Source organism: Pimelobacter simplex (genome assembly GCF_900114845.1).
GTDB lineage: Bacteria > Actinomycetota > Actinomycetes > Propionibacteriales > Nocardioidaceae > Nocardioides > Nocardioides simplex.
Genome location: NZ_FOUK01000002.1, coordinates 848903 through 867423, shown reverse-complemented (window position 1 = coordinate 867423; position 18521 = coordinate 848903). Strand labels below are relative to the sequence as shown.

Genomic DNA, 18521 nt, shown 5'->3' with positions numbered 1-18521 from the left:
GTGCCCACCACCCCGTTCGGCCTGTTCGACATCGACTCCCTGCTCTCCGACGAGGAGCGGGCGATGCGCGACACCGTGCGCCACTACGTCGAGAAGTCGGTCAAGCCGCACCTCGCCGAGTGGTACGACGACGCGCGGATCCCCGCCCGCGAGCTGGCCCGCGAGCTCGGCGACCTCGGGGTCCTCGGGATGCACCTGGAGGGCTACGGCTGCGCGGGGACCAGCGCGACGGCGTACGGGCTGGCGTGCCTCGAGCTCGAGGCCGCCGACTCGGGCCTGCGCTCGCTCGTCTCGGTGCAGGGCTCGCTCGCGATGTTCGCGATCTGGAAGTGGGGCTCCGAGGAGCACAAGCAGGAGTGGCTGCCGCGGATGGCCGCGGGTGAGGCGATCGGCTGCTTCGGCCTCACCGAGCCCGACTTCGGCTCCAACCCGGCGGGCATGCGCACCCGTGCGGTGCGCGACGGCGACGCGTGGGTGCTGACCGGCAACAAGATGTGGATCACCAACGGCTCGGTCGCCGACGTCGCCGTCGTCTGGGCGCAGACCGACGAGGGGATCCGCGGCTTCGTCGTCCCGACCGACACACCGGGCTTCTCCGCCCCCGAGATCAAGCGCAAGCTCTCGCTGCGCGCCTCGGTGACCAGCGAGCTCGTGCTCGACGGCGTCCGGCTGCCCGACAGCGCGGCGTTCCCCGAGGTCCGCGGCCTGCGCGGCCCGCTGTCGTGCCTCGACGAGGCGCGCTTCGGCATCGTGTTCGGCGCGCTCGGCGCCGCGCGCGACTGCCTCGAGACCGCCATCGCCTACGCGCAGCAGCGCGAGATCTTCGACAAGCCGCTGGCCGGCTACCAGCTCACCCAGGCCAAGCTCGCCGACATGAGCCTCGAGCTCGGCAAGGGCATGCTCCTCGCGCTGCACCTGGGCCGGCTCAAGGACGCCGGGCGGCTGGTGCCCGAGCAGATCAGCCTCGGCAAGCTCAACAGCGTCCGCGAGGCCATCGCGATCGCCCGGGAGTGCCGCACGATCCTCGGCGCGGCCGGCATCACGCTCGAGTACCCGATCCTGCGCCACGCCAACAACCTCGAGTCGGTGCTGACCTACGAGGGCACCAGCGAGGTGCACCAGCTCGTCATCGGCCGCGCGCTGACCGGCGAGGCCGCCTTCCGCTGATCCGGCGGGGGACAGACATCAGCCCCACGGGGCTCATACCTCCCGCGGGGCCGGCACCTTTCTACGAGATCACGCCGGTGCGCCGGGGGAGGCGCGCCGGAGCCGCTCCACCCAGCCGTACTGCTGCAGGCCGGGCAGCGGGTTGCGCACCGGGTCGAAGGTGACGGCGTCCTCGTCGGGCAGCGGCATCTCCAGGGTGAGCTCGCCGAGGCGCTCCCAGCGGTGCCCGACGCGCGCCCACGACAGCTCGTAGCCGCGGACGTCGACCGGCCGGGCGCCGATGACCAGGGGGCCGACCGGGCTGCGGTAGGGGAGCAGCGTGGTCAACGGCCACCGGGCGTTCCAGGCGGGCATCACCAGGTGCCGGGTGAGCGGGTCCCAGCCGGTGCTGGTCAGCAGCAGGTCGCCGTAGCGCATCTGGCCCTTGCGGAGCCGGATGGCGAGGCCGGGCAGGTCGGGCAGCGGGTCGGGCAGGCCGATCAGCCGGGAGACCCGGACGGTGACCTCGTCCTCGCCGGCGTTGTCGATCCAGGGGACGCCGATCGGGTCGTCCGAGCCGGGCCGGGTCAGCCGTCCGGCGTACAGGTCGCCGGCGGGGTGCAGCGAGCTCGCGGTGGACCGGAGCGCGGCGAGGGCCCGCCCGACGGCATCGGTCGCGGTGGTGATCACAGAGTTCGGCATGACCCCGCGGTACCCCGTCCGCCGGGATCAACCGGTCGGGTCAGGCGCTGTGCAGCCGGGTGGGCGGCAGCGCCCGGGCCCGCCAGCGGCCGCCGTCCCGGTCGACCTCGATGGGGTGCTCGAACGTCCGGCTGATCGTGGCCGTGGTGACCGCCTCGGCGACGGGGCCGGCGACGACGACGTCGCCGTGCGAGATGAGCAGCGCGTGGCTGGTCGTGGTCGGCAGCTCCTCGAGGTGGTGGGTGACGAGCACGGACGCCACCTCGGGCGCGGTGTGCGCGAGCCGGTCGAGGACGCTGAGCAGCTGCTCGCGCGCGGCCACGTCGAGCCCGGTGGTCGGCTCGTCGAGCAGCAGCAGCCGCGGCTGGGCGGCCAGCGCGCGGGCGATGAGGGCCCGGCCGCGCTCGCCCTGCGAGAGGTGGGGCCAGCGTGCGTCCCGCTTGGCGCCGAGCCCGACCTCCACGAGGAGCTCGTCGGCGCGCTCGATCTCGGCGGCGGACGGCGTCCAGCGCATCGGCAGCTCGATCGTCCCGGTGATGCCGGTGAGCACCACCTGGTGCACGGTCAGCCCGGACTGCAGGGGGTGGCGCGGGTTGACGTGCCCGATGTCGCGGCGCAGCTCCTGCAGGTCGACCCGGCCGAGCCGGCGGCCGAGCACCTCGACGGTGCCGGACGTCGGGTGCACCTGGGCACCGCAGAAGCTCAGCACGGTGCTCTTGCCGGCGCCGTTGGGCCCGAGCAGCGCCCAGTGCTCCCCGGCGCGGACGGTGAGGTCGACGCCGTGCAGGATCTCGTTGCCGTTGCGCCGGAAGGTCACCCCGCGCAGGTCGAGGACGGTCGGGTTCACGTCAGGCTCTCCTTCAGGGAGGTCAGGTGGGTCCGGCTGAGCCGGGCGGCCAGGTCGGCGTCGCGATCGGCGATCGCGCGGTGCAGCAGGTCGTGGGCCGTGTGGTCGGCGGCGTGGTCGGCGGCCGTGCCGAGGCGGAGCATCTCGACCATCGCGATCCGGCTGCGCGGCACGAAGCTGTCGAAGAGGTCGACCAGCACGGGGTTGTGGGCCGCCACGACGACGGCCCGGTGGAACGCCATGTCGGCGTCCACGTGCTCCTCGACGTCCGGACGGCGCCGGGCCCGCGCCGCCAGGGCCCTCCCGATGGCGCGCAGCTCGGTCGGCGTCCGCCGGACGGCGGCGAGCGCCGCGGCCTCGGCCTCGATCGCGGTGCGCGCCTCGATCACCGAGACGATGTCGGCGCGGCGCAGCACCAGGTCCCAGTCCTCGGGGACGTCGAGCGCGGTGACGAACACGCCCGCGCCCTGGCGCGAGGCCAGCACGCCGCGCCCGGCCAGCTGCCGGATCGCCTCGCGCAGGGTGGAGCGGCCGACGCCCAGCTGAGGGGCGAGCGTGGTCTCGCCGGGGAGCTTCTGGCCGAGCTGCCACTCGCCCGCGCGGATCCGGGTGAGCAGGAGCTCGGCCGCCTGGTCGGCGAGCGGCTCGCGTCGTACCTGCATCGGGACCTATCTACTTGTCTGAGGAGTGAGTTCCGCTAGAGTCTAGGCCATGCAGACGACCGCGCTCCTCCTTCCCCGCCGCGGCGGGGCCAGGTGCGGTCGGCTCCTCGTCGCGGAGTGAGGCGTGCGCCGGCCATCCCACGACCGGCAAGGAACCTCCGCATGACCAGCACGACCAGCACGACCAGCTCCGTCAGTCCCACCTGGAACCGGCAGCGCCCCTCGGGGATGCCGTCCCACCGCTACCGCGACGCCTACGACCGCGTCGATGTCCCCCTGGCCGAGCGCGACTGGCCCACCCGCCGGCTCACCGCCGCCCCCTTGTGGGTGCCGGTCGACCTGCGCGACGGCAACCAGGCGCTCGCCGAGCCGATGGACCCCGCCCGCAAGCGCCGGTTCTTCGAGCTCCTGGTGGCGATGGGCTACAAGGAGATCGAGGTCGGCTACCCGTCGGCCTCGCAGACCGACTTCGACTTCGTGCGGCTGCTCGTGTCGTCGGCCGACCTGGCGCCGCCCGACGTGACGATCGTCGTCTTCACGCCGGCCCGGCGCGACCTGATCGCGCGGACCGTCGAGTCCGTGCGCGGGCTGCGCAACCCGGTCGTCATCCACCTCTACACGGCGACGGCGCCGACCTGGCGCGACGTCGTCCTGGGGCACTCGCAGGCGTCGTTGAAGGAGCTGGTGCTGGCGGGCGCGCGCGACGTCCTCGAGCTGAGCGACGGGCTGCCCGACGTACGGTTCGAGTTCTCGCCCGAGGTCTTCAACCTGACCGAGCCGGACTTCGTCCTCGACGTGTGCGACGCCGTCACGGACCTGTGGGACGCCACGCCCGAGCGCCCGGTGATCCTCAACCTGCCTGCCACGGTGGAGATCGCGACGCCGAACGTCTACGCCGACCAGATCGAGCACATGCACAAGAGCCTGGCGCGTCGCGACAGCGTCATCCTGTCGGTGCACCCCCACAACGACCGCGGCACCGGCATCGCCTGCGCCGAGCTCGCCGTCCTGGCCGGCGCGCAGCGCGTCGAGGGCTGCGTCTTCGGCAACGGCGAGCGGACCGGCAACGTCGACATCGCCACCCTGGCGCTCAACCTGCACGCCCAGGGCATCGACCCGATGATCGACTTCTCCGACATCGACGAGATCCGCCGCACCGTCGAGCACTGCAACCGCATCGAGGTCCACCCGCGCCACCCCTACGTCGGCGACCTGGTCCACACCGCCTTCAGCGGCACCCACCAGGACGCCATCCGCAAGGGCTTCGCCGAGCACCGCGCCCGCGCCGCCGAGCTCGGCAAGCCGGCCTCCGAGATCGAGTGGCGGGTGCCCTACCTGCCCATCGACCCGGCCGACCTCGGACGCACCTACGACGAGGTGATCCGGGTGAACTCGCAGTCCGGCAAGGGCGGCATCGCCTACCTGCTGGAGGCCGAGCTCGGCGTCGAGCTGCCGCGGCGCCTGCAGATCGACTTCAGCCGCCGGGTCCAGGCGCACACCGACGCGACCGGGGGAGAGGTCAGCGCCGCCGCCCTGTGGACGCTCTTCGAGGCGGCCTACCTCACCGCCGATCCGGCCGCCCGCGTCGAGCTCGTCGACTACCGCGTGTCCGGCGCCGGCGACGACCTCGTCGCCGAGGTCGCCTGCCGCATCGACGGCACCGAGCGCCGCGTCGTACGGCGGGGGGTGGGGCCGGTCGAGACGCTGGTCGCCGCCCTCGACGAGGGCGGCGTGGGCGTCGAGGTCCTCGGCCTGCACCAGACCAGCATCGACGCCGGCTCGGACGCCGACGCGCTCACCCTGCTGGAGTACCGCGCGGGCGAGGTCACGGGCTGGGCGGCTGGGCGGGACCGCTCGGTGGTCGGGGCGAGCCTGGCGGCGGTGGTGGCGGCGGCGGAGCGGACTCGTGGTGCTGGGCGCCCCCGGCAGGACTCGAACCTGCAACGGCTGACTTAGAAGGACAGTGCTCTATCCATTGAGCTACGGGGGCCGGGCCCGAGGTTACCGCCCGGCCCCCGTGGCTGTGGACGGAGCGAGCGGGATGACGCTCCCCTCGGTGAGGATCGTCTCGTCCGCGGGCCGTCGTCTCGGAGGTGTCATGCGCGCCCACCACACCAAGAGCAAGGGAGATCTCGGCGTCGCGAAGGCGTACGCCGACCTCGTCGCGCAGGGTCACGTCGTCCTGTTCCCGAGCACCGAGCACGCGCCCTTCGACCTCGTCGCCTACAAGCACGGCCGCTTCCTCCGGATCCAGGTCAAGTACCGCGCGGCAAGTGCGAGCGGTGCGGTCGAGGTCGAGTTCAAGTCGGTCTGGAGCGACCGCCACGGCCACCACGTGCGACAGCTCGACAAGAGCGAGGTCGACGTCTTCTGCGTCTACTGCCCCGACACCGACGAGTGCTACTACTTCCGCCCGCGCGAGCACGGCCGGTCGCTGACCCTGCGGGTCCGCCCTACCCGCAACAACCAGCGCACCGGCGTCTGGCCCGCTGCCGACTTCCGGGAGGTGCCGGCACCCTTGCCGGAATACCCCTATGGGGTATAGCGTTCCGAACCGACGACGCCACCCGAGAGGAGCGCCCCATGAACCCCCGCAACGCGATCGCCGCGAGTGCCACCCTGCACTGCCTCACCGGCTGCGCGATCGGCGAGATCGCCGGCCTCATGATCGGTACGGCGGTCGGGCTGTCGAACGTCCAGACGATGGCGCTCGCGATCGGGCTCGCGTTCGTGTTCGGCTACGCGCTGTCGTCGCTGCCGCTGCTCGGCGCGGGGATGAGCCTGGGCCGCGCGCTCAAGCTGGTGCTGGCCGCCGACACGATCTCGATCATCGTGATGGAGGTCGTCGACAACCTCGTGATGGCGATCATCCCGGGCGCGATGGACTCCGGTCTCGTCGACCCGGTCTTCTGGATCGGCATGATGATCGCGCTGTCCGCCGCGTTCGTCGCGGCGTTCCCGGTCAACCGCTACCTGATCGACCGCGGCAAGGGCCACGCGCTGCACCACAGCATGCACGAGGGCCACGGCATGCACGAGTCCCACGGATCGGAGCACCCCGCATGAACGTCAACACCCTCGCCGGCGGCGTGATCGGCTTCCTGCTCGGCGGTCTCGTCGTGTCGACCGCCGCGTCCCTCGAGGACGACGACGACCGGGCGCCGAGTCACGGCTCGGGCCCGGCCGTCGTCCAGACCCGCTAGCGCTCGCGCGTCGCGGAGGAGTCCGCGATCGCGGTCGCGACCGCGTGGTGCACCTCGGGGTGGAACACCGAGGGCATGATGAAGCTGGCGTTCAGCTCGTCGTCCCGGACGACGAGTGCGATGGCCTCGGCCGCGCGGAGCATCATCTCCACGGTCACCTCGGCGGCCCGCGCGTCGAGCAGCCCCCGGAAGACACCGGGGAACGCGAGCACGTTGTTGATCTGGTTCGGGAAGTCGGAGCGGCCGGACGCGACGACGGCGGCGTACTTCGCGGCCTGCGCCGGGTCGACCTCCGGGTCGGGGTTGGCGAGCGCGAAGACGACCGGGTCGGGGGCCATGGTGGCGATCCACTCGGGCTTGAGGATGCCCGGCGCGCTCACGCCGATGAAGACGTCGGCGCCCTCGAGCACCTGCTCCAGCCCGCCGGTACGACGACCGCGGTTGGTGAGCGAGGCCAGCTCCTGGTGGGCGGGGGAGAGGCCCTCGTCGTCGGCGCAGAGCGCGCCGTTGCGGTCGACCACGACGACGTCCTGGACGCCGGCCGCGAGCAGCAGCTTCACGATGGCGGTACCGGCGGCGCCGCCGCCGGAGACGACGACGCGGGCCTCGCCGACCTCCTTCTTGACCACCCGCAGCGCGTTGGTGAGGGCGGCGAGCACGACGATCGCGGTGCCGTGCTGGTCGTCGTGGAAGACGGGGATGTCGAGCCGCTCGCGCAGCCGGGCCTCGATCTCGAAGCAGCGCGGCGCGGCGATGTCCTCGAGGTTGATGCCGCCGAAGCCGGGGGCGATGAGCTCGACCGCGCGGACGATCTCGTCGGTGTCCTGGGTGTCGAGGCAGATCGGCCAGGCGTCGATCTCGCCGAACCGCTTGAACAGCGCGGCCTTGCCCTCCATCACCGGCAGCGCGGCGCCGGGGCCGATGTTGCCCAGGCCGAGCACGGCGGAGCCGTCGGTGACGACGGCGACCGCGTTGCCCTTGATCGTGAGCCGGCGCACGTCCTCGGGGTTCTCGGCGATCGCCATCGAGACCCGCCCCACGCCGGGCGTGTAGGCGAGCGACATGTCGTCGCGGGTCTTGAGCGGGACCTTCGAGGCGACCTCGATCTTGCCGCCGAGGTGGATCAGGAACGTGCGGTCGGACACCTTGTGCACCTCGACGCCGTCGACCGCGGCGACCGCGGTCTGCAGCTCGAGGGCGTGCTCGGCGTCGGCGGCCGAGCACGTGACGTCGACCGTGAGGCGGTGCGCGCTGGACTCCGCGACGTCGATCGCGGTGACCATGCCGCCCGCGCTCGCGATCGCGGTGGCGACCTCACCGACGACGCCGTGGTCGACGGTGGTGTGCAGACGCATGGTGATCGAGTACGACGAGGCGGTGGCAGTCCTTTTAGGCACGATCCAAGTCTCGTCCCGAGACGGGGTTACTCGGAAGTCGGCGCGGTGTTCGGTTTTCCGGGAGGGCTCAGCCGCGGTCGTGCGTGTGCGCCACGTAGACGTCGCACGAGGCGTGCGCCGCGACGTCGCGCGCGATGCTGCCGAGCACCCGTCCGGCGATGCCCTGGACCCGCTTGTTGCCGACCACGATGAGGTCGGCGCCGAGGGCCTCGGCGACGCTGACGAGCGCCTCGCCCGGCTTGCCCTCGGCCGCGGCGGTCGTGATCGTGACGTCCGGGTACGCCGAGCGCAGCAGCGTCGCCGCCTTGGCCGCGACCTTCTCGGCCTCGGTCTCGTTGCTCAGCATGAGGGTGTCGCTGCCGATGCGCACGGTCTCGGACTCGAACTTGCCGAACGCCGAGATCAGGTGCAGCCGGGCGTCGAGCGCCTGCGCGAGCACCGCCGCCCGCTCCGCCGCGATCGCCGCGGTCTCACTGCCGTCGACCCCGGCCACGATCGTCTTGTCCGCCACTGCTCGCTCCTTCACGCCGTTGTGCTGGTGGCTCAACGTAGCGCTCAACCGCGCAGGGTGGCCATCCACTCCTCGATCGCGTCGGGGGTGCGCGGCAGCGCCGCGGAGAGGTTGCGGACGCCGTCGGCGGTGACCACCACGTCGTCCTCGATCCGGATGCCGATGCCGCGCAGCTCCTCGGGGACGAGGAGGTCGTCGGCCTGGAAGTAGAGGCCGGGCTCGACGGTCAGCACCATGCCCTCGACGAGGTCGGCCTCGCGGTAGGCCTCGGGTGCGGCCTTGCCGCAGTCGTGCACGTCCATGCCGAGCATGTGGCTGACGCCGTGGAGCGTCCAGCGGGCGTAGACCTTGGAGTCGGGGGAGAGCGCCTCCTCGACCGAGACCGGCAGCAGGCCGAGGTCGTCGAGCCCGTGGGCGAGCACCTCCATCGCGGCGTCGTGGCCGGCGAGGAACTTCGCGCCCGGACGGAGCGCCGCGATCGCCGCCTCCTGCGAGCGCAGCACCAGCGTGTAGAGATCGCGCTGCAGGGGGGAGAAGGTGCCGGAGACGGGCAGCGTGCGCGTGACGTCGGCGGTGTAGAGGTTGGCGCCCTCGACGCCCATGTCGCACAGGATCAGGTCGCCGGGCACGATCGCGCCCGAGTTCTCGATCCAGTGCAGCGTCGTGGCGTGCGCGCCGTTGGCGACGATCGAGTCGTACCCGAGGTCGTTGCCCATCGTGCGGGCCCGGCGGAAGAAGGTGCCCTCGAGCCAGCGCTCGCCGTGCTCGACGACGCGGTCCCACTCGCGCACGCAGTCCTCGAAGCCCAGCGTGGTCGCGTCGACCGCGGCCTGCAGCTCGCCGATCTCCCAGGCGTCCTTGACCAGGCGCATCTCGGACGCGACCCGCTCGAGCTCGCCGTCCCGCGCCTCGTCGCCGGGGACGAGTCCGTCGACCGAGGCCGAGACGCCGCGCAGGACGCGGGTCTTGGCGCCGCGGGCCAGGTCGGCCTCGAGCTCGTCGACGTGCTTGACCGTCAGGCCGAGCGCGGCCTCGAGCTCGCCGGCCGACGGGCGCTTGCCGGCCCACAGGGCGCCGTACTGGCGGTCGCGGAAGAACTCGTCGGTGTCGCGACCCGAGCGCGGGCGCGCGTAGAGCACCGAGGACCCGTCGGTCTCGACGACGAGCGTCGCGTCGGAGGTGTGGTTGCCCGAGAAGTACGCGTGCGCGGTGTCGGCGCGGAAGCGGTAGTCGGTGTCGTAGGCGCGCACCTGGTAGCCGCCACCAGGCAGCACCAGCCGCTCGCCCGGGAACGCCTCGGCCAGCCGGGTACGACGAGCGGCCGCCAGGTCGGCGACGGGATGGCGCTGGACGTCGTCCTCGCGCTCGTCCCAGCCGGTCCGCATGAAGGCGGCGTAGGCCTCCGGGACGGCGGGGTCGTGCTGCTCGGTCTTGGGTCCGTTCTGGGGGGTCTCGGCGCTCACCCCCCTACTGTACGCACGCGCGTACGCGCGTCGAGCGCCCACGGAGCCAACGGCGATCTCAGGCGCACGGCACGCTCCGGATAGGCTTCCGCCCATGCCAGCAGTCCGTCGCAACAGCGTTGCCTTCACGGTCGTCGTGGCCGTGGCGGTGGCGCTCGGAGCGCTGCTGACACTGCTCGTGCTCGCGCTCGCCGGCGCGCCGACGATCGTGCTGCTGGCGACCGCGCTCGCCGCGGTGCCCGTGGGGCCGGTCGTGGCGGCGTACCTGTGGCTCGACCGCTACGAGCCCGAGCCGCGGGTGCTGCTCGCCTCCGGGCTCGCCTGGGGTGCCTTCGTCGCGACCATGGCCGCCATCGTCATCCAGGGTCTCGGCGGCCTGATCGTCGGCTTCACCGACGACGCCTCGCTCGCGATCGCCGCGCCGGTCATCGAAGAGGCGAGCAAGGGCCTCTTCCTCGTCCTGCTGCTGTGGTGGCGCCGTGCCGAGATCGACGGCGTCCTCGACGGCATCGTCTACGCCGGCATGGTCGGCGTGGGCTTCGCCTTCACCGAGAACATCCTCTACCTCGCCGCGGCCTACAACGGCACCGACGGCATGGGTCCCGGCGGCTTCGAGGCGATCACCGGCACGTTCGTCGTGCGCTGCGTCTTCAGCCCGTTCGCGCACCCGCTCTTCACCGCGTTCACGGGGGTGGGGGTCGGACTCGCCGTCGCCTCGCGCCGCCGCTCCGTGCGCTGGCTCGCCCCCCTGGGCGGCTACGCCCTCGCCGTCCTCGCCCACGGCGTCTGGAACGCCTCCACGATCTTCGGCTTCGGCAGCTTCGCCGTCGTCTACGTCGTGATCATGGCGCCGGCGTTCATCGCGATGATCGCCCTGGCGTGGTGGTCGCGCGAGACCGAGGCGCACGTCCTCCGCGTCTCCCTCACGGACGCCGCGCAGCGCGGACTGCTGCCGGCGACCGACATCGGCTGGGTCGTCGACCTCCGAGCGCGCCGCCAGGCCCGGCAGTACGCGCGCCGGATGGGCGGCCCCGACGCCGAACGCGCCATGCGCGACTATCAGCAGGCCGCGATCGAGCTCGGCTACCTGCACCACCGTCTCCTGCGCGGCACCGCGCCGGCCGACTGGCAGGTGCGCGGGCAGGACTTCCTCGGCAGGATCCAGGCCGCTCGGCCGCGGATCGCATTTCCCGGACAGGTGGTACCTCAGCGATGACTCCCGGACACCAGGCAACGACGGGGGCCGATCTGCTCGACGACGTCGGCGGCCGGATGCTCACCGAGGTGGTGCGCCTCCACGGCTCCCTCAACAACGCGCCGCTGCCGCTCGACCTCCCCAGCGTCGACGCGCTGCGGGTCGGGCGCGAGCACATCATCGAGCAGCTCGAGGACTACATCATCCCGCGGCTGACCGAGATCGAGGCGCCGCTGCTCGTCGTCGTCGGCGGCTCCACCGGTGCGGGCAAGTCGACCCTGGTCAACACGCTCGTCGGCACCAAGGTCACCACGCCCGGCCTGCTCCGTCCCACGACGCGCTCGCCCGTCCTGGTGCACCACCCCGACGACGGCCGCTGGTTCGGCGCCGACCGGCTGCTGCCCGAGCTCGCCCGGGTCGCCCAGGCGACCACCGACCAGGACGCCATCCAGCTGGTCCCGAGCCTCGAGGTCCCGCGCGGCCTGGCGATCCTCGACGCGCCCGACGTCGACTCGGTCGACGAGCGCAACCGCGAGCTCGCCAGCCAGCTGCTCGCCGCGGCCGACCTGTGGCTGTTCGTCACGTCGGCGGCGCGCTACTCCGACCAGGTCCCGTGGGACCACCTCAAGCAGGCCGTCGACCGCAACACGGCCGTCGCGCTCGTGCTCAGCCGCACCTCGCCCGACGACGTCTCGACGGTCTCGGTCCACCTCGCCCGGATGATGGCGGCTCGTGGGCTCAAGGACAGCCCGCTGTTCGCCGTCCCGCAGGGGCCGGTGAGCGACGACGGGCTGCTCCCCACGTCGTACGGCGCCGAGATCAAGAGCTGGCTCGACGCGCTGGCCGCCGACACCGCGGCCAAGCGCGACGTCGTCAACCAGACCGTCGCGGGCGCGGTGCGCACCGTTACCCGCAAGGCGTTCCCCATCGCCGACGCCGTCGATCAGCAGGTCGAGGCCGTCGCCGACCTCCTCGCCCGCGCCGACCGCGTCTACGACGAGGCCCAGGCCGCGCTGCTCGCCGCCGGCTCCGACGGCACGCTGCTGCGCGGCGACCTGCTCGCACGCTGGCAGGAGTTCGTCGGCAGCGGCGAGCTCGTCCGCACGCTCGAGGCCAAGGTCGGCTTCGTCCGCGAGCGGCTGGTCAACGCGATCAAGGGCAAGCCCCAGCAGGCCGAGCGGGTCGGGCTCGCCATCGAGATGGCGCTCGAGACGCTCGTGGCCGACCACGCCGAGCGAGCGGCGTCCACCGCGGCCGCCGCGTGGCGCGAGAAGTCCTACGGCGAGGCGCTGCTGCGCTCGACGACCGACGACCTGTCCCGGGCGGGCCGGGGGCTGCGCGCCCAGGCCGAGCAGGAGATCCGGGCCTGGCACGACGAGCTCCAGGAGCTCGTCCGCACCGAGGCCGGCGACGCGCGCCACAGCGCGCGCTTCCTCGCGCTCGGCGTCCGCGGGCTCGCGGTGACGCTCGGCGTCGTCGCGCTCGCCGGACCGCAGCCCCATGCCGACGCGGCCGAGGCCGTCCGGCTGGGCGAGGGCCTCCTCGCCACCACGCTCGGGCAGGCCGGAGCCGACCGCGTCGTCGACCAGGCGCGCGGCACGCTCGCGCGCCGGCTCGCGACGCTGATGGGCGCCGAGCGCGCGCGCTACCTCGCGCCGGCCGCCCAGTGGCAGCTCAAGCCCGATGCGCCAGACCAGCTGCGCCAGGCTGCGCGCCGCGTGGACGACCTGCGGTTCGCCGCGGCTAAGAAGGGAACGGGTGGACACCTGTGACGCAAGGTCTCGACGACGCGACGAAGGTCCCGAGCGACCTCGCCACGCGGGGGACGGCGATCGGCGCCAAGGTGGCCGGTCTCGACACGGCAGCCCAGGCGGCCCGCGGCCGGCTCGACGACGCGCTGCTCGACGACGTCGCGGCGGCGGTGGAGAAGTCGACCGGCCGGCTGCGGCTCTCGGCGCGCCACACGGTCGTCGCGATCGCCGGAGCGACGGGATCGGGCAAGTCGTCGACCTACAACTCGCTGACCGGGCTCGAGCTCTCCTCCGTCGGCATCCGGCGGCCCACCACCTCGTGGGCGACGGCCGTCGTCTGGGGGAGCGAGGGCGCCGGTGAGCTGCTCGAGTGGCTCGGCATCCCGCCGCGGCACCAGACGATGCGCGACTCGATGCTCGACACACCGCGCAGCGACGAGGACTTCGACGGCGTCGTCCTGCTCGACCTGCCCGACCACGACTCCACCGAGGTCTCCCACCACCTCGAGGTCGACCGGCTCGTCGCCACCGCCGACCTCATGGTCTGGATCCTCGACCCGCAGAAGTACGCCGACGCCGCCGTGCACGACCGCTACTTCAAGCCGATGAGCACCCACCAGGACGTCATCCTGGTCGCGCTCAACCACATCGACACCGTGCCGCCCGAGCGCCGGCAGTCGATGATCGACGACGTGCGCCGGCTGCTGGCCGCCGACGGCCTGCCCGACGTGCCCGTGCTGCCGATCTCGGCGCGCGAGGGCATCGGCATGACCGAGCTGCGCCAGGAGATCCTGCGGCGCGTCCACGACAAGCAGAGCACCTCGCGCCGGGTCGAGGCCGACATCGCCGCGGCCGCCGTCCGGCTCGAGCAGGCGGGGGGCACGACGCCCGCCGCCGACCTCGCGCCCAGCCGGATCGAGGACGTCGAGGACCGCGTGGCCGACGCCGCCGGCGTCTCGGCCGTCGTCGAGGGCATCGAGCGGACCATCGGCGAGCGCGCCCGCCGCGCCGCCACCTGGCCGCCGCTCGCGCTGCTCGGCCGCCGCGGTGACGACGAGATGACGTTGTCCTCCGAGCCGAAGGTCGCGCCGCTCGACCGCGCCTCCGTCGACACCACCATCCGTGGGCTCGCTGACGAGGCCGCTGCCGGGGTCGGTCCCGGCTGGACCCGGCACGTCCTCGCCGCCGCCACCGGTCGCCTCGACACGGTCGGCGAGCGGCTCGACCGCGAGCTGCGCGGCGTCGACCTCGGTGGCCGGCTGCCCGCGTGGGTGGGCCTGGTCCGGGTCCTGCACTGGCTGCTCCTGCTCGCTGCCGTCGGCGGCTTCGTCTGGTGGGGCGTGGCCGCGGTCCAGGGCTCGACCGGCGACCTCACCGAGGTCGCGGGGCTCCCGCTGCCGGCCGTGCTCGGCATCGGCGGTCTGGTGCTGGGGCTGGTCCTCGCCGTGCTCGGGGGAATGCTCGTGCGCGGGCTCGCCCGGCAGCGCGCCGAGGCGGCCGACGAGCGGCTGCGGGGGATCGTGCACGCGGTCCTCGACGCCGACGTCGTCCAGCCGCTCGGCGCCGAGCTGGCGTCGTACGCGGCCTTCCGGCGGGGGATCAACGCCGCGCGCGGCTGACCTCCTCCGGGCTCCTTCGGGCTCCTCTGATCGTCACGCCTGACCCAGGCGTCCCCTCCCGGTCCCTCGGCTCTCCACAGCCGGGGGACCGGCGGTGCTCTCTCCCCAGGCGGAGCCCTCCCGGACCCGCTTCCTCCTCCTCGTGGCGTGGACTCGTCTCCCGCCCGGTCACCCCCGACCGGGCCCCCACGAGAGGAGAGCCTCATGACCAACGCCACGCTGGTCACCGTCCAGGGCTGGATCGGCAACGTCCCGACCACGCGCGAGGTCGGCGGCGTCCCGGTGCTCAGCTTCCGGGTGGGCTGCACGCCGCGCCACTTCAGCCGCACCACCGGAGAGTGGGTCGACGGTGAGACCCAGTGGTACGGCGTCAGCGCCTGGCGCCGGCTCGCGGCCCACGCCGCCGCCTCGCTCCACCAGGGCGACCCGGTCGTCGTCCACGGGCGGCTGACCCACCGCACCTACGTCAACAAGCACGGGCTCGAGGCCGTCGCCGTCGAGATCGACGCGCTCACGCTCGGGCACGACCTCACCCGCGGGGTGGCGACCTTCGTCAAGGCGGCCGCCGCGCCAGCCGACGCCGTCGAGGCCGCGCGTCCCGACGCCGGCCGGAGCGCCGCCGCATGACCGCCGCCCCGCCGCTCCCGCGGCCGGCCCCGCCGGCACCGCCGCGTCCGCCCAGTCGTCCGCCCGCGCCACCGGCCCCCGACGACCGTCATCCCGAGCGACCCCGACCACCGTGATCCGGCCGATGCTGCGTAGCCTTGGGCCCATGGCGGAATACGTGCTCTCGCTGCGCAACGTGCGGAAGGCCCACGGCGACAAGGTTGTCCTCGACAACGTGACGCTGTCGTTCCTCCACGGCGCCAAGATCGGTGTCGTCGGACCCAACGGCATGGGCAAGTCGTCGCTGCTCAAGCTGATGGCGGGCCTCGACCACCCCAACAACGGCGACATCGTGCGCGACCCCGACGCGACGGTCGGCATGCTCCAGCAGGAGCCGCCGCTGACCGAGGGCAAGACGGTCCTCGAGAACGTCGAGGAGGCCGTCGCCGACATCAAGGCCAAGATGAAGCGCCTCGAGGACGCCTACATGGAGATGGGCGACCCCGACGCCGACCAGGACGCCCTGATGGCCGAGACCGGCGAGCTGCAGACCGAGCTCGACAACGCCAACGCCTGGGACCTCGACAGCCGCCTCGAGCAGGCGATGGACGCCCTGCGCTGCCCGCCGTCCGACGCCCTCGTCGACAAGCTCTCGGGTGGTGAGCGCCGTCGCGTCGCGCTGTGCAAGCTGCTCCTCCAGCAGCCCGACCTGCTGCTCCTCGACGAGCCCACCAACCACCTCGACGCCGAGTCCGTGCAGTGGCTCGAGGGTCACCTCAAGTCCTACCCGGGCGCCGTCCTGGCGGTCACCCACGACCGGTACTTCCTCGACAACGTCGCCCAGTGGATCGCCGAGGTCGACCGCGGCTCCATCCACGGCTACGAGGGCAACTACTCGACGTACCTCGAGACCAAGAAGGAGCGGCTCAAGGTCGAGGGCGCCAAGGACGCCAAGCGCGCCAAGATGCTCGAGAAGGAGCTGGAGTGGGTCCGCTCCAACGCCAAGGCCCGCCAGACCAAGTCGAAGTCCCGCCTCGCCCGCTACGAGGAGCTGGCCGCCGAGGCCGACAAGGCCCGCAAGATCGACGCTGCCGACATCAACATCCCGCCGGGCCCGCGCCTGGGTGACGTCGTCCTCGAGGCCGAGCACCTGACCAAGGGCTTCGAGGGCCGGATCCTCTGGAACGACATCTCCTTCACCCTCCCGCGCGCCGGCATCGTCGGCGTCGTCGGCCCCAACGGTGTCGGCAAGACCACCCTGTTCCGGATGATCACCGGCAACGAGGAGCCCGACTCCGGCAAGCTCAACGTCGGCCAGACGGTCAAGATCTCCTACGTCGACCAGAGCCGCGGCGGCATCGACCCCAACAAGAACGTCTGGGAGGTCGTCTCCGACGGCCTGGACTTCATCAAGGTCGCCAACTTCGAGATGAACAGCCGCGCCTACGTCGCCTCCTTCGGCTTCAAGGGCCCGGACCAGCAGAAGAAGGCCGGCGTCCTCTCCGGCGGTGAGCGCAACCGCCTCAACCTCGCGCTCACCCTCAAGCAGGGCGGCAACATGCTCCTGCTCGACGAGCCCACCAACGACCTGGACGTCGAGACGCTCTCCTCGCTCGAGGACGCCCTCCTCGACTTCCCGGGCTGCGCCGTCGTGACCTCCCACGACCGGTGGTTCCTCGACCGCGTGGCCACCCACATCCTCGCCTGGGAGGGCACCGAGGACAACGAGGGCGCCTGGTTCTGGTTCGAGGGCAACTTCGCCTCCTACGAGGAGAACAAGATCGAGCGCCTCGGCGTCGAGGCCGCCCGCCCCCACCGGGTCACCCACCGCCGCCTGACCCGCGACTAGTCAGACAAGTCGGAGACGAGACAAAGACCTCCGGGGCCGCAGCGCTGTCGACCAGCCTGCGGCCCCGGAGGTCGTTTTCGGGTTGTGTCGGACCCTCCTGATCTAATACAGGTATGACTTCGACCACCCTTCTCGCCGACCTCCGGGCGGAGGTGCGCGGGCGCGAGGAGTCGGTGGTGCGGGAGTGGGCAGGCATCGTGGAATGGGCCGCGGGCAACGTGGTGGCCGGCTCGGCCGGGGCTGAGGCGGTGGGTGCGGCAACCATCCGGGACCGATTCGTCGACACCGGCCTGCCGATCGCCGGCGAGGGCGCCCCGCTAGTCTCGGAGTTCGCACTCATGGAGCTCGTGGCGGTGCTCGGCCGTTCCCCCGATGGCGGCCGGGTCTACGTCGGCCGGGTGCTCGAATGTGCGTGGCGCCTGCCGCAGGTCTATGCCTCAGTGGTCGCCGGCCGTCTGGCCCCCTGGCGCGCCGAACGGATCGCCGAAGCCACCCGCCCCCTCTGCCCCGATGCCGCCGCCTTCGTCGACCGCCAGCTCTTCAACGCCACCGGAGTCGGCTGGGCCCAGCTCGAGCGGCTCATTGCGGAGGCGGTCATCCGCTTCGACCCGGAGCGGTACGAGGCCGAGCGGACGGCGGCGACTGACCACCGCTACGTCGAGGTCGGGGCACCCGACGGCAACGGGCTGGTGTCGATCGACGGTCTCCTCGACGCCGCCGACGGCCGTGACCTGGACGACGCGATCAGCCGCCGGGCCACGCTGCTGGGCCGGCTGGGCAATGAGGCGAGCCTGGACGTGCGCCGCTCCCAAGCCCTCGGCGACCTGGCCCGCAACGACCTCACCCTCGACCTCGGCCCCGACGCAGCCCCCGCTCGCCGGGCCGTCCTGAACCTCCACATCACGCAGGCGACGCTGGCCGGCGAGAACCCGGTCGGCCGGTGGGACCAGACCCCGATCAGCGCCGAGCAGATCCGTGAGTGGCTGGCCCAGCCCGGGGTGTCCGTGCTGGTCCGGCCGGTGATCGACGTGGCCGGGCATGTGCCGGTGACGGCCTACGAGATCCCGGACCGTCACCGTCAGCAGGTCGAGCTCCGCGACCACACCTGCCGCTTCCCGTACTGCACCCGGCCAGCCACGCGTTGCGACCTCGACCACGCAACACCCCACGGCCAAGGCGGGCCGACCTGCCCCTGCAACCTCGTCCCCTTGTGCCGGCGCCACCATCGCGCGAAGACCCACAGCCGATGGCGCTACCAGGTCACCAAGCTCGGCACGTACCTGTGGCGAAGCCCGGCGGGCTTCCACTTCGAGGTGAGTCACCGCGGAACACATCCGGTCGAGCACTCGGATGATGCTGACGACCCCGAGCCAGGGGTGTACCGGCAGCCACCCGCAACCCACTGATCACCGCAACCAGGTACTTCAACCCCTGCGGCGCGCCACCACGCCATCAGTAAAGAAGCCCCCGACCCGAGAAGCGCCGAAGCCGGCGCGCATCCTCCACCACCTCGGCAAGAAGGCGCGGCGCTCCGGCCCGCCAACCGACCGCCAGCCCACAGGCCCGCAGG

At 72.6% G+C, this 18521-nt stretch carries 17 protein-coding genes and 1 tRNA gene; 11 read left to right on the top strand and 7 right to left on the bottom strand.

Annotated features, from left to right (window positions below; translation table 11 throughout):
• Positions 1 to 1167 (top strand): acyl-CoA dehydrogenase family protein, encoded by a 1167-nt coding sequence (locus BM223_RS11720; protein WP_038677710.1) that lies wholly within the window; start codon positions 1 to 3, stop codon positions 1165 to 1167.
• A 69-nt stretch (positions 1168 to 1236) separates the two neighbouring features.
• Here the strand turns inward: BM223_RS11720 and BM223_RS11715 are convergent, their stop codons facing one another.
• From BM223_RS11715 to BM223_RS11705, 3 genes are read right to left on the bottom strand one after another with little or no spacing between them, the layout of a single operon-like run.
• On the bottom strand, positions 1237 to 1848 hold the full coding sequence (locus BM223_RS11715; RefSeq protein WP_141267188.1) for a hypothetical protein: 612 nt from the start codon (positions 1846 to 1848) through the stop codon (positions 1237 to 1239).
• A gap of 40 nt (positions 1849 to 1888) precedes the next feature.
• Positions 1889 to 2695: an ABC transporter ATP-binding protein gene (locus BM223_RS11710; protein ID WP_038677712.1), complete on the bottom strand. Its 807-nt coding sequence runs from the start codon at positions 2693 to 2695 to the stop codon at positions 1889 to 1891.
• Positions 2692 to 3357 carry a FadR/GntR family transcriptional regulator gene (locus BM223_RS11705; RefSeq protein WP_038677714.1) on the bottom strand — a complete coding sequence of 222 codons (666 nt, stop codon included), beginning with the start codon at positions 3355 to 3357 and terminating at the stop codon, positions 2692 to 2694. Before BM223_RS11705 ends, BM223_RS11710 begins: the two co-directional genes overlap by 4 nt.
• Positions 3358 to 3519: 162 nt before the next feature.
• On the opposite strand from BM223_RS11705, the gene BM223_RS11700 reads away from it, so the two are divergent.
• Entirely contained in the window at positions 3520 to 5313 is a 1794-nt protein-coding gene (locus tag BM223_RS11700) for a 2-isopropylmalate synthase (protein WP_052139258.1), read from the top strand.
• Here BM223_RS11700 and BM223_RS11695 read toward each other — a convergent pair.
• A tRNA-Arg gene (locus BM223_RS11695) sits at positions 5275 to 5347 on the bottom strand. The genes BM223_RS11700 and BM223_RS11695 overlap by 39 nt on opposite strands.
• 108 nt (positions 5348 to 5455) lie before the next feature.
• Here BM223_RS11695 and BM223_RS11690 point away from each other — a divergent pair.
• The 3 genes from BM223_RS11690 to BM223_RS28945 are packed head-to-tail and all read left to right on the top strand — an operon-like array spanning position 5456 to position 6560.
• Complete coding sequence (locus BM223_RS11690; RefSeq protein WP_038677717.1) at positions 5456 to 5902, top strand: group I intron-associated PD-(D/E)XK endonuclease; 447 nt, start codon at positions 5456 to 5458, stop codon at positions 5900 to 5902.
• A 38-nt stretch (positions 5903 to 5940) separates the two neighbouring features.
• Positions 5941 to 6423 carry a DUF4396 domain-containing protein gene (locus tag BM223_RS11685; protein ID WP_174823532.1) on the top strand — a complete coding sequence of 161 codons (483 nt, stop codon included), beginning with the start codon at positions 5941 to 5943 and terminating at the stop codon, positions 6421 to 6423.
• Entirely contained in the window at positions 6420 to 6560 is a 141-nt protein-coding gene (locus tag BM223_RS28945; protein ID WP_170222498.1) for a hypothetical protein, read from the top strand. The genes BM223_RS11685 and BM223_RS28945 overlap by 4 nt, the downstream gene beginning before the upstream one ends.
• Here the strand turns inward: BM223_RS28945 and BM223_RS11680 are convergent.
• The 3 genes from BM223_RS11680 to BM223_RS11670 all read right to left on the bottom strand — a co-directional run bounded on the left by BM223_RS11680 (position 6557) and on the right by BM223_RS11670 (position 9931).
• Complete coding sequence (locus BM223_RS11680) at positions 6557 to 7915, bottom strand: NAD-dependent malic enzyme (RefSeq protein ID WP_052138369.1); 1359 nt, start codon at positions 7913 to 7915, stop codon at positions 6557 to 6559. The genes BM223_RS28945 and BM223_RS11680 overlap by 4 nt on opposite strands.
• 109 nt (positions 7916 to 8024) lie before the next feature.
• Positions 8025 to 8516: a universal stress protein gene (locus BM223_RS11675; protein WP_200887093.1), complete on the bottom strand. Its 492-nt coding sequence runs from the start codon at positions 8514 to 8516 to the stop codon at positions 8025 to 8027.
• Positions 8513 to 9931, bottom strand: coding sequence for an aminopeptidase P family protein (locus BM223_RS11670; RefSeq protein WP_038677722.1), 1419 nt, complete (start codon positions 9929 to 9931; stop codon positions 8513 to 8515). The genes BM223_RS11675 and BM223_RS11670 overlap by 4 nt, the downstream gene beginning before the upstream one ends.
• 94 nt (positions 9932 to 10025) lie before the next feature.
• Here BM223_RS11670 and BM223_RS11665 point away from each other — a divergent pair, with 94 nt between their 5' ends.
• The 6 genes from BM223_RS11665 (at position 10026) to BM223_RS11640 (ending at position 18357) form a co-directional block, all read left to right on the top strand.
• Positions 10026 to 11147: a PrsW family intramembrane metalloprotease gene (locus BM223_RS11665; protein WP_038677724.1), complete on the top strand. Its 1122-nt coding sequence runs from the start codon at positions 10026 to 10028 to the stop codon at positions 11145 to 11147.
• Positions 11144 to 12898, top strand: coding sequence for a dynamin family protein (locus tag BM223_RS11660; RefSeq protein WP_235319205.1), 1755 nt, complete (start codon positions 11144 to 11146; stop codon positions 12896 to 12898). Before BM223_RS11665 ends, BM223_RS11660 begins: the two co-directional genes overlap by 4 nt.
• Positions 12895 to 14496 carry a GTPase gene (locus tag BM223_RS28940; protein ID WP_038677726.1) on the top strand — a complete coding sequence of 534 codons (1602 nt, stop codon included), beginning with the start codon at positions 12895 to 12897 and terminating at the stop codon, positions 14494 to 14496. The genes BM223_RS11660 and BM223_RS28940 overlap by 4 nt, the downstream gene beginning before the upstream one ends.
• Before the next feature lie 204 nt (positions 14497 to 14700).
• Positions 14701 to 15123 carry a single-stranded DNA-binding protein gene (locus BM223_RS11650; protein ID WP_038677728.1) on the top strand — a complete coding sequence of 141 codons (423 nt, stop codon included), beginning with the start codon at positions 14701 to 14703 and terminating at the stop codon, positions 15121 to 15123.
• A 145-nt stretch (positions 15124 to 15268) separates the two neighbouring features.
• Entirely contained in the window at positions 15269 to 16951 is a 1683-nt protein-coding gene (ettA, locus tag BM223_RS11645) for an energy-dependent translational throttle protein EttA (protein WP_038677731.1), read from the top strand.
• Between the two features lie 113 nt (positions 16952 to 17064).
• Positions 17065 to 18357, top strand: a complete 1293-nt coding sequence (locus BM223_RS11640) for an HNH endonuclease signature motif containing protein (RefSeq protein WP_038677733.1) — start codon at positions 17065 to 17067, stop codon at positions 18355 to 18357.
• The last annotated feature ends 164 nt before the right edge of the window (positions 18358 to 18521 follow it).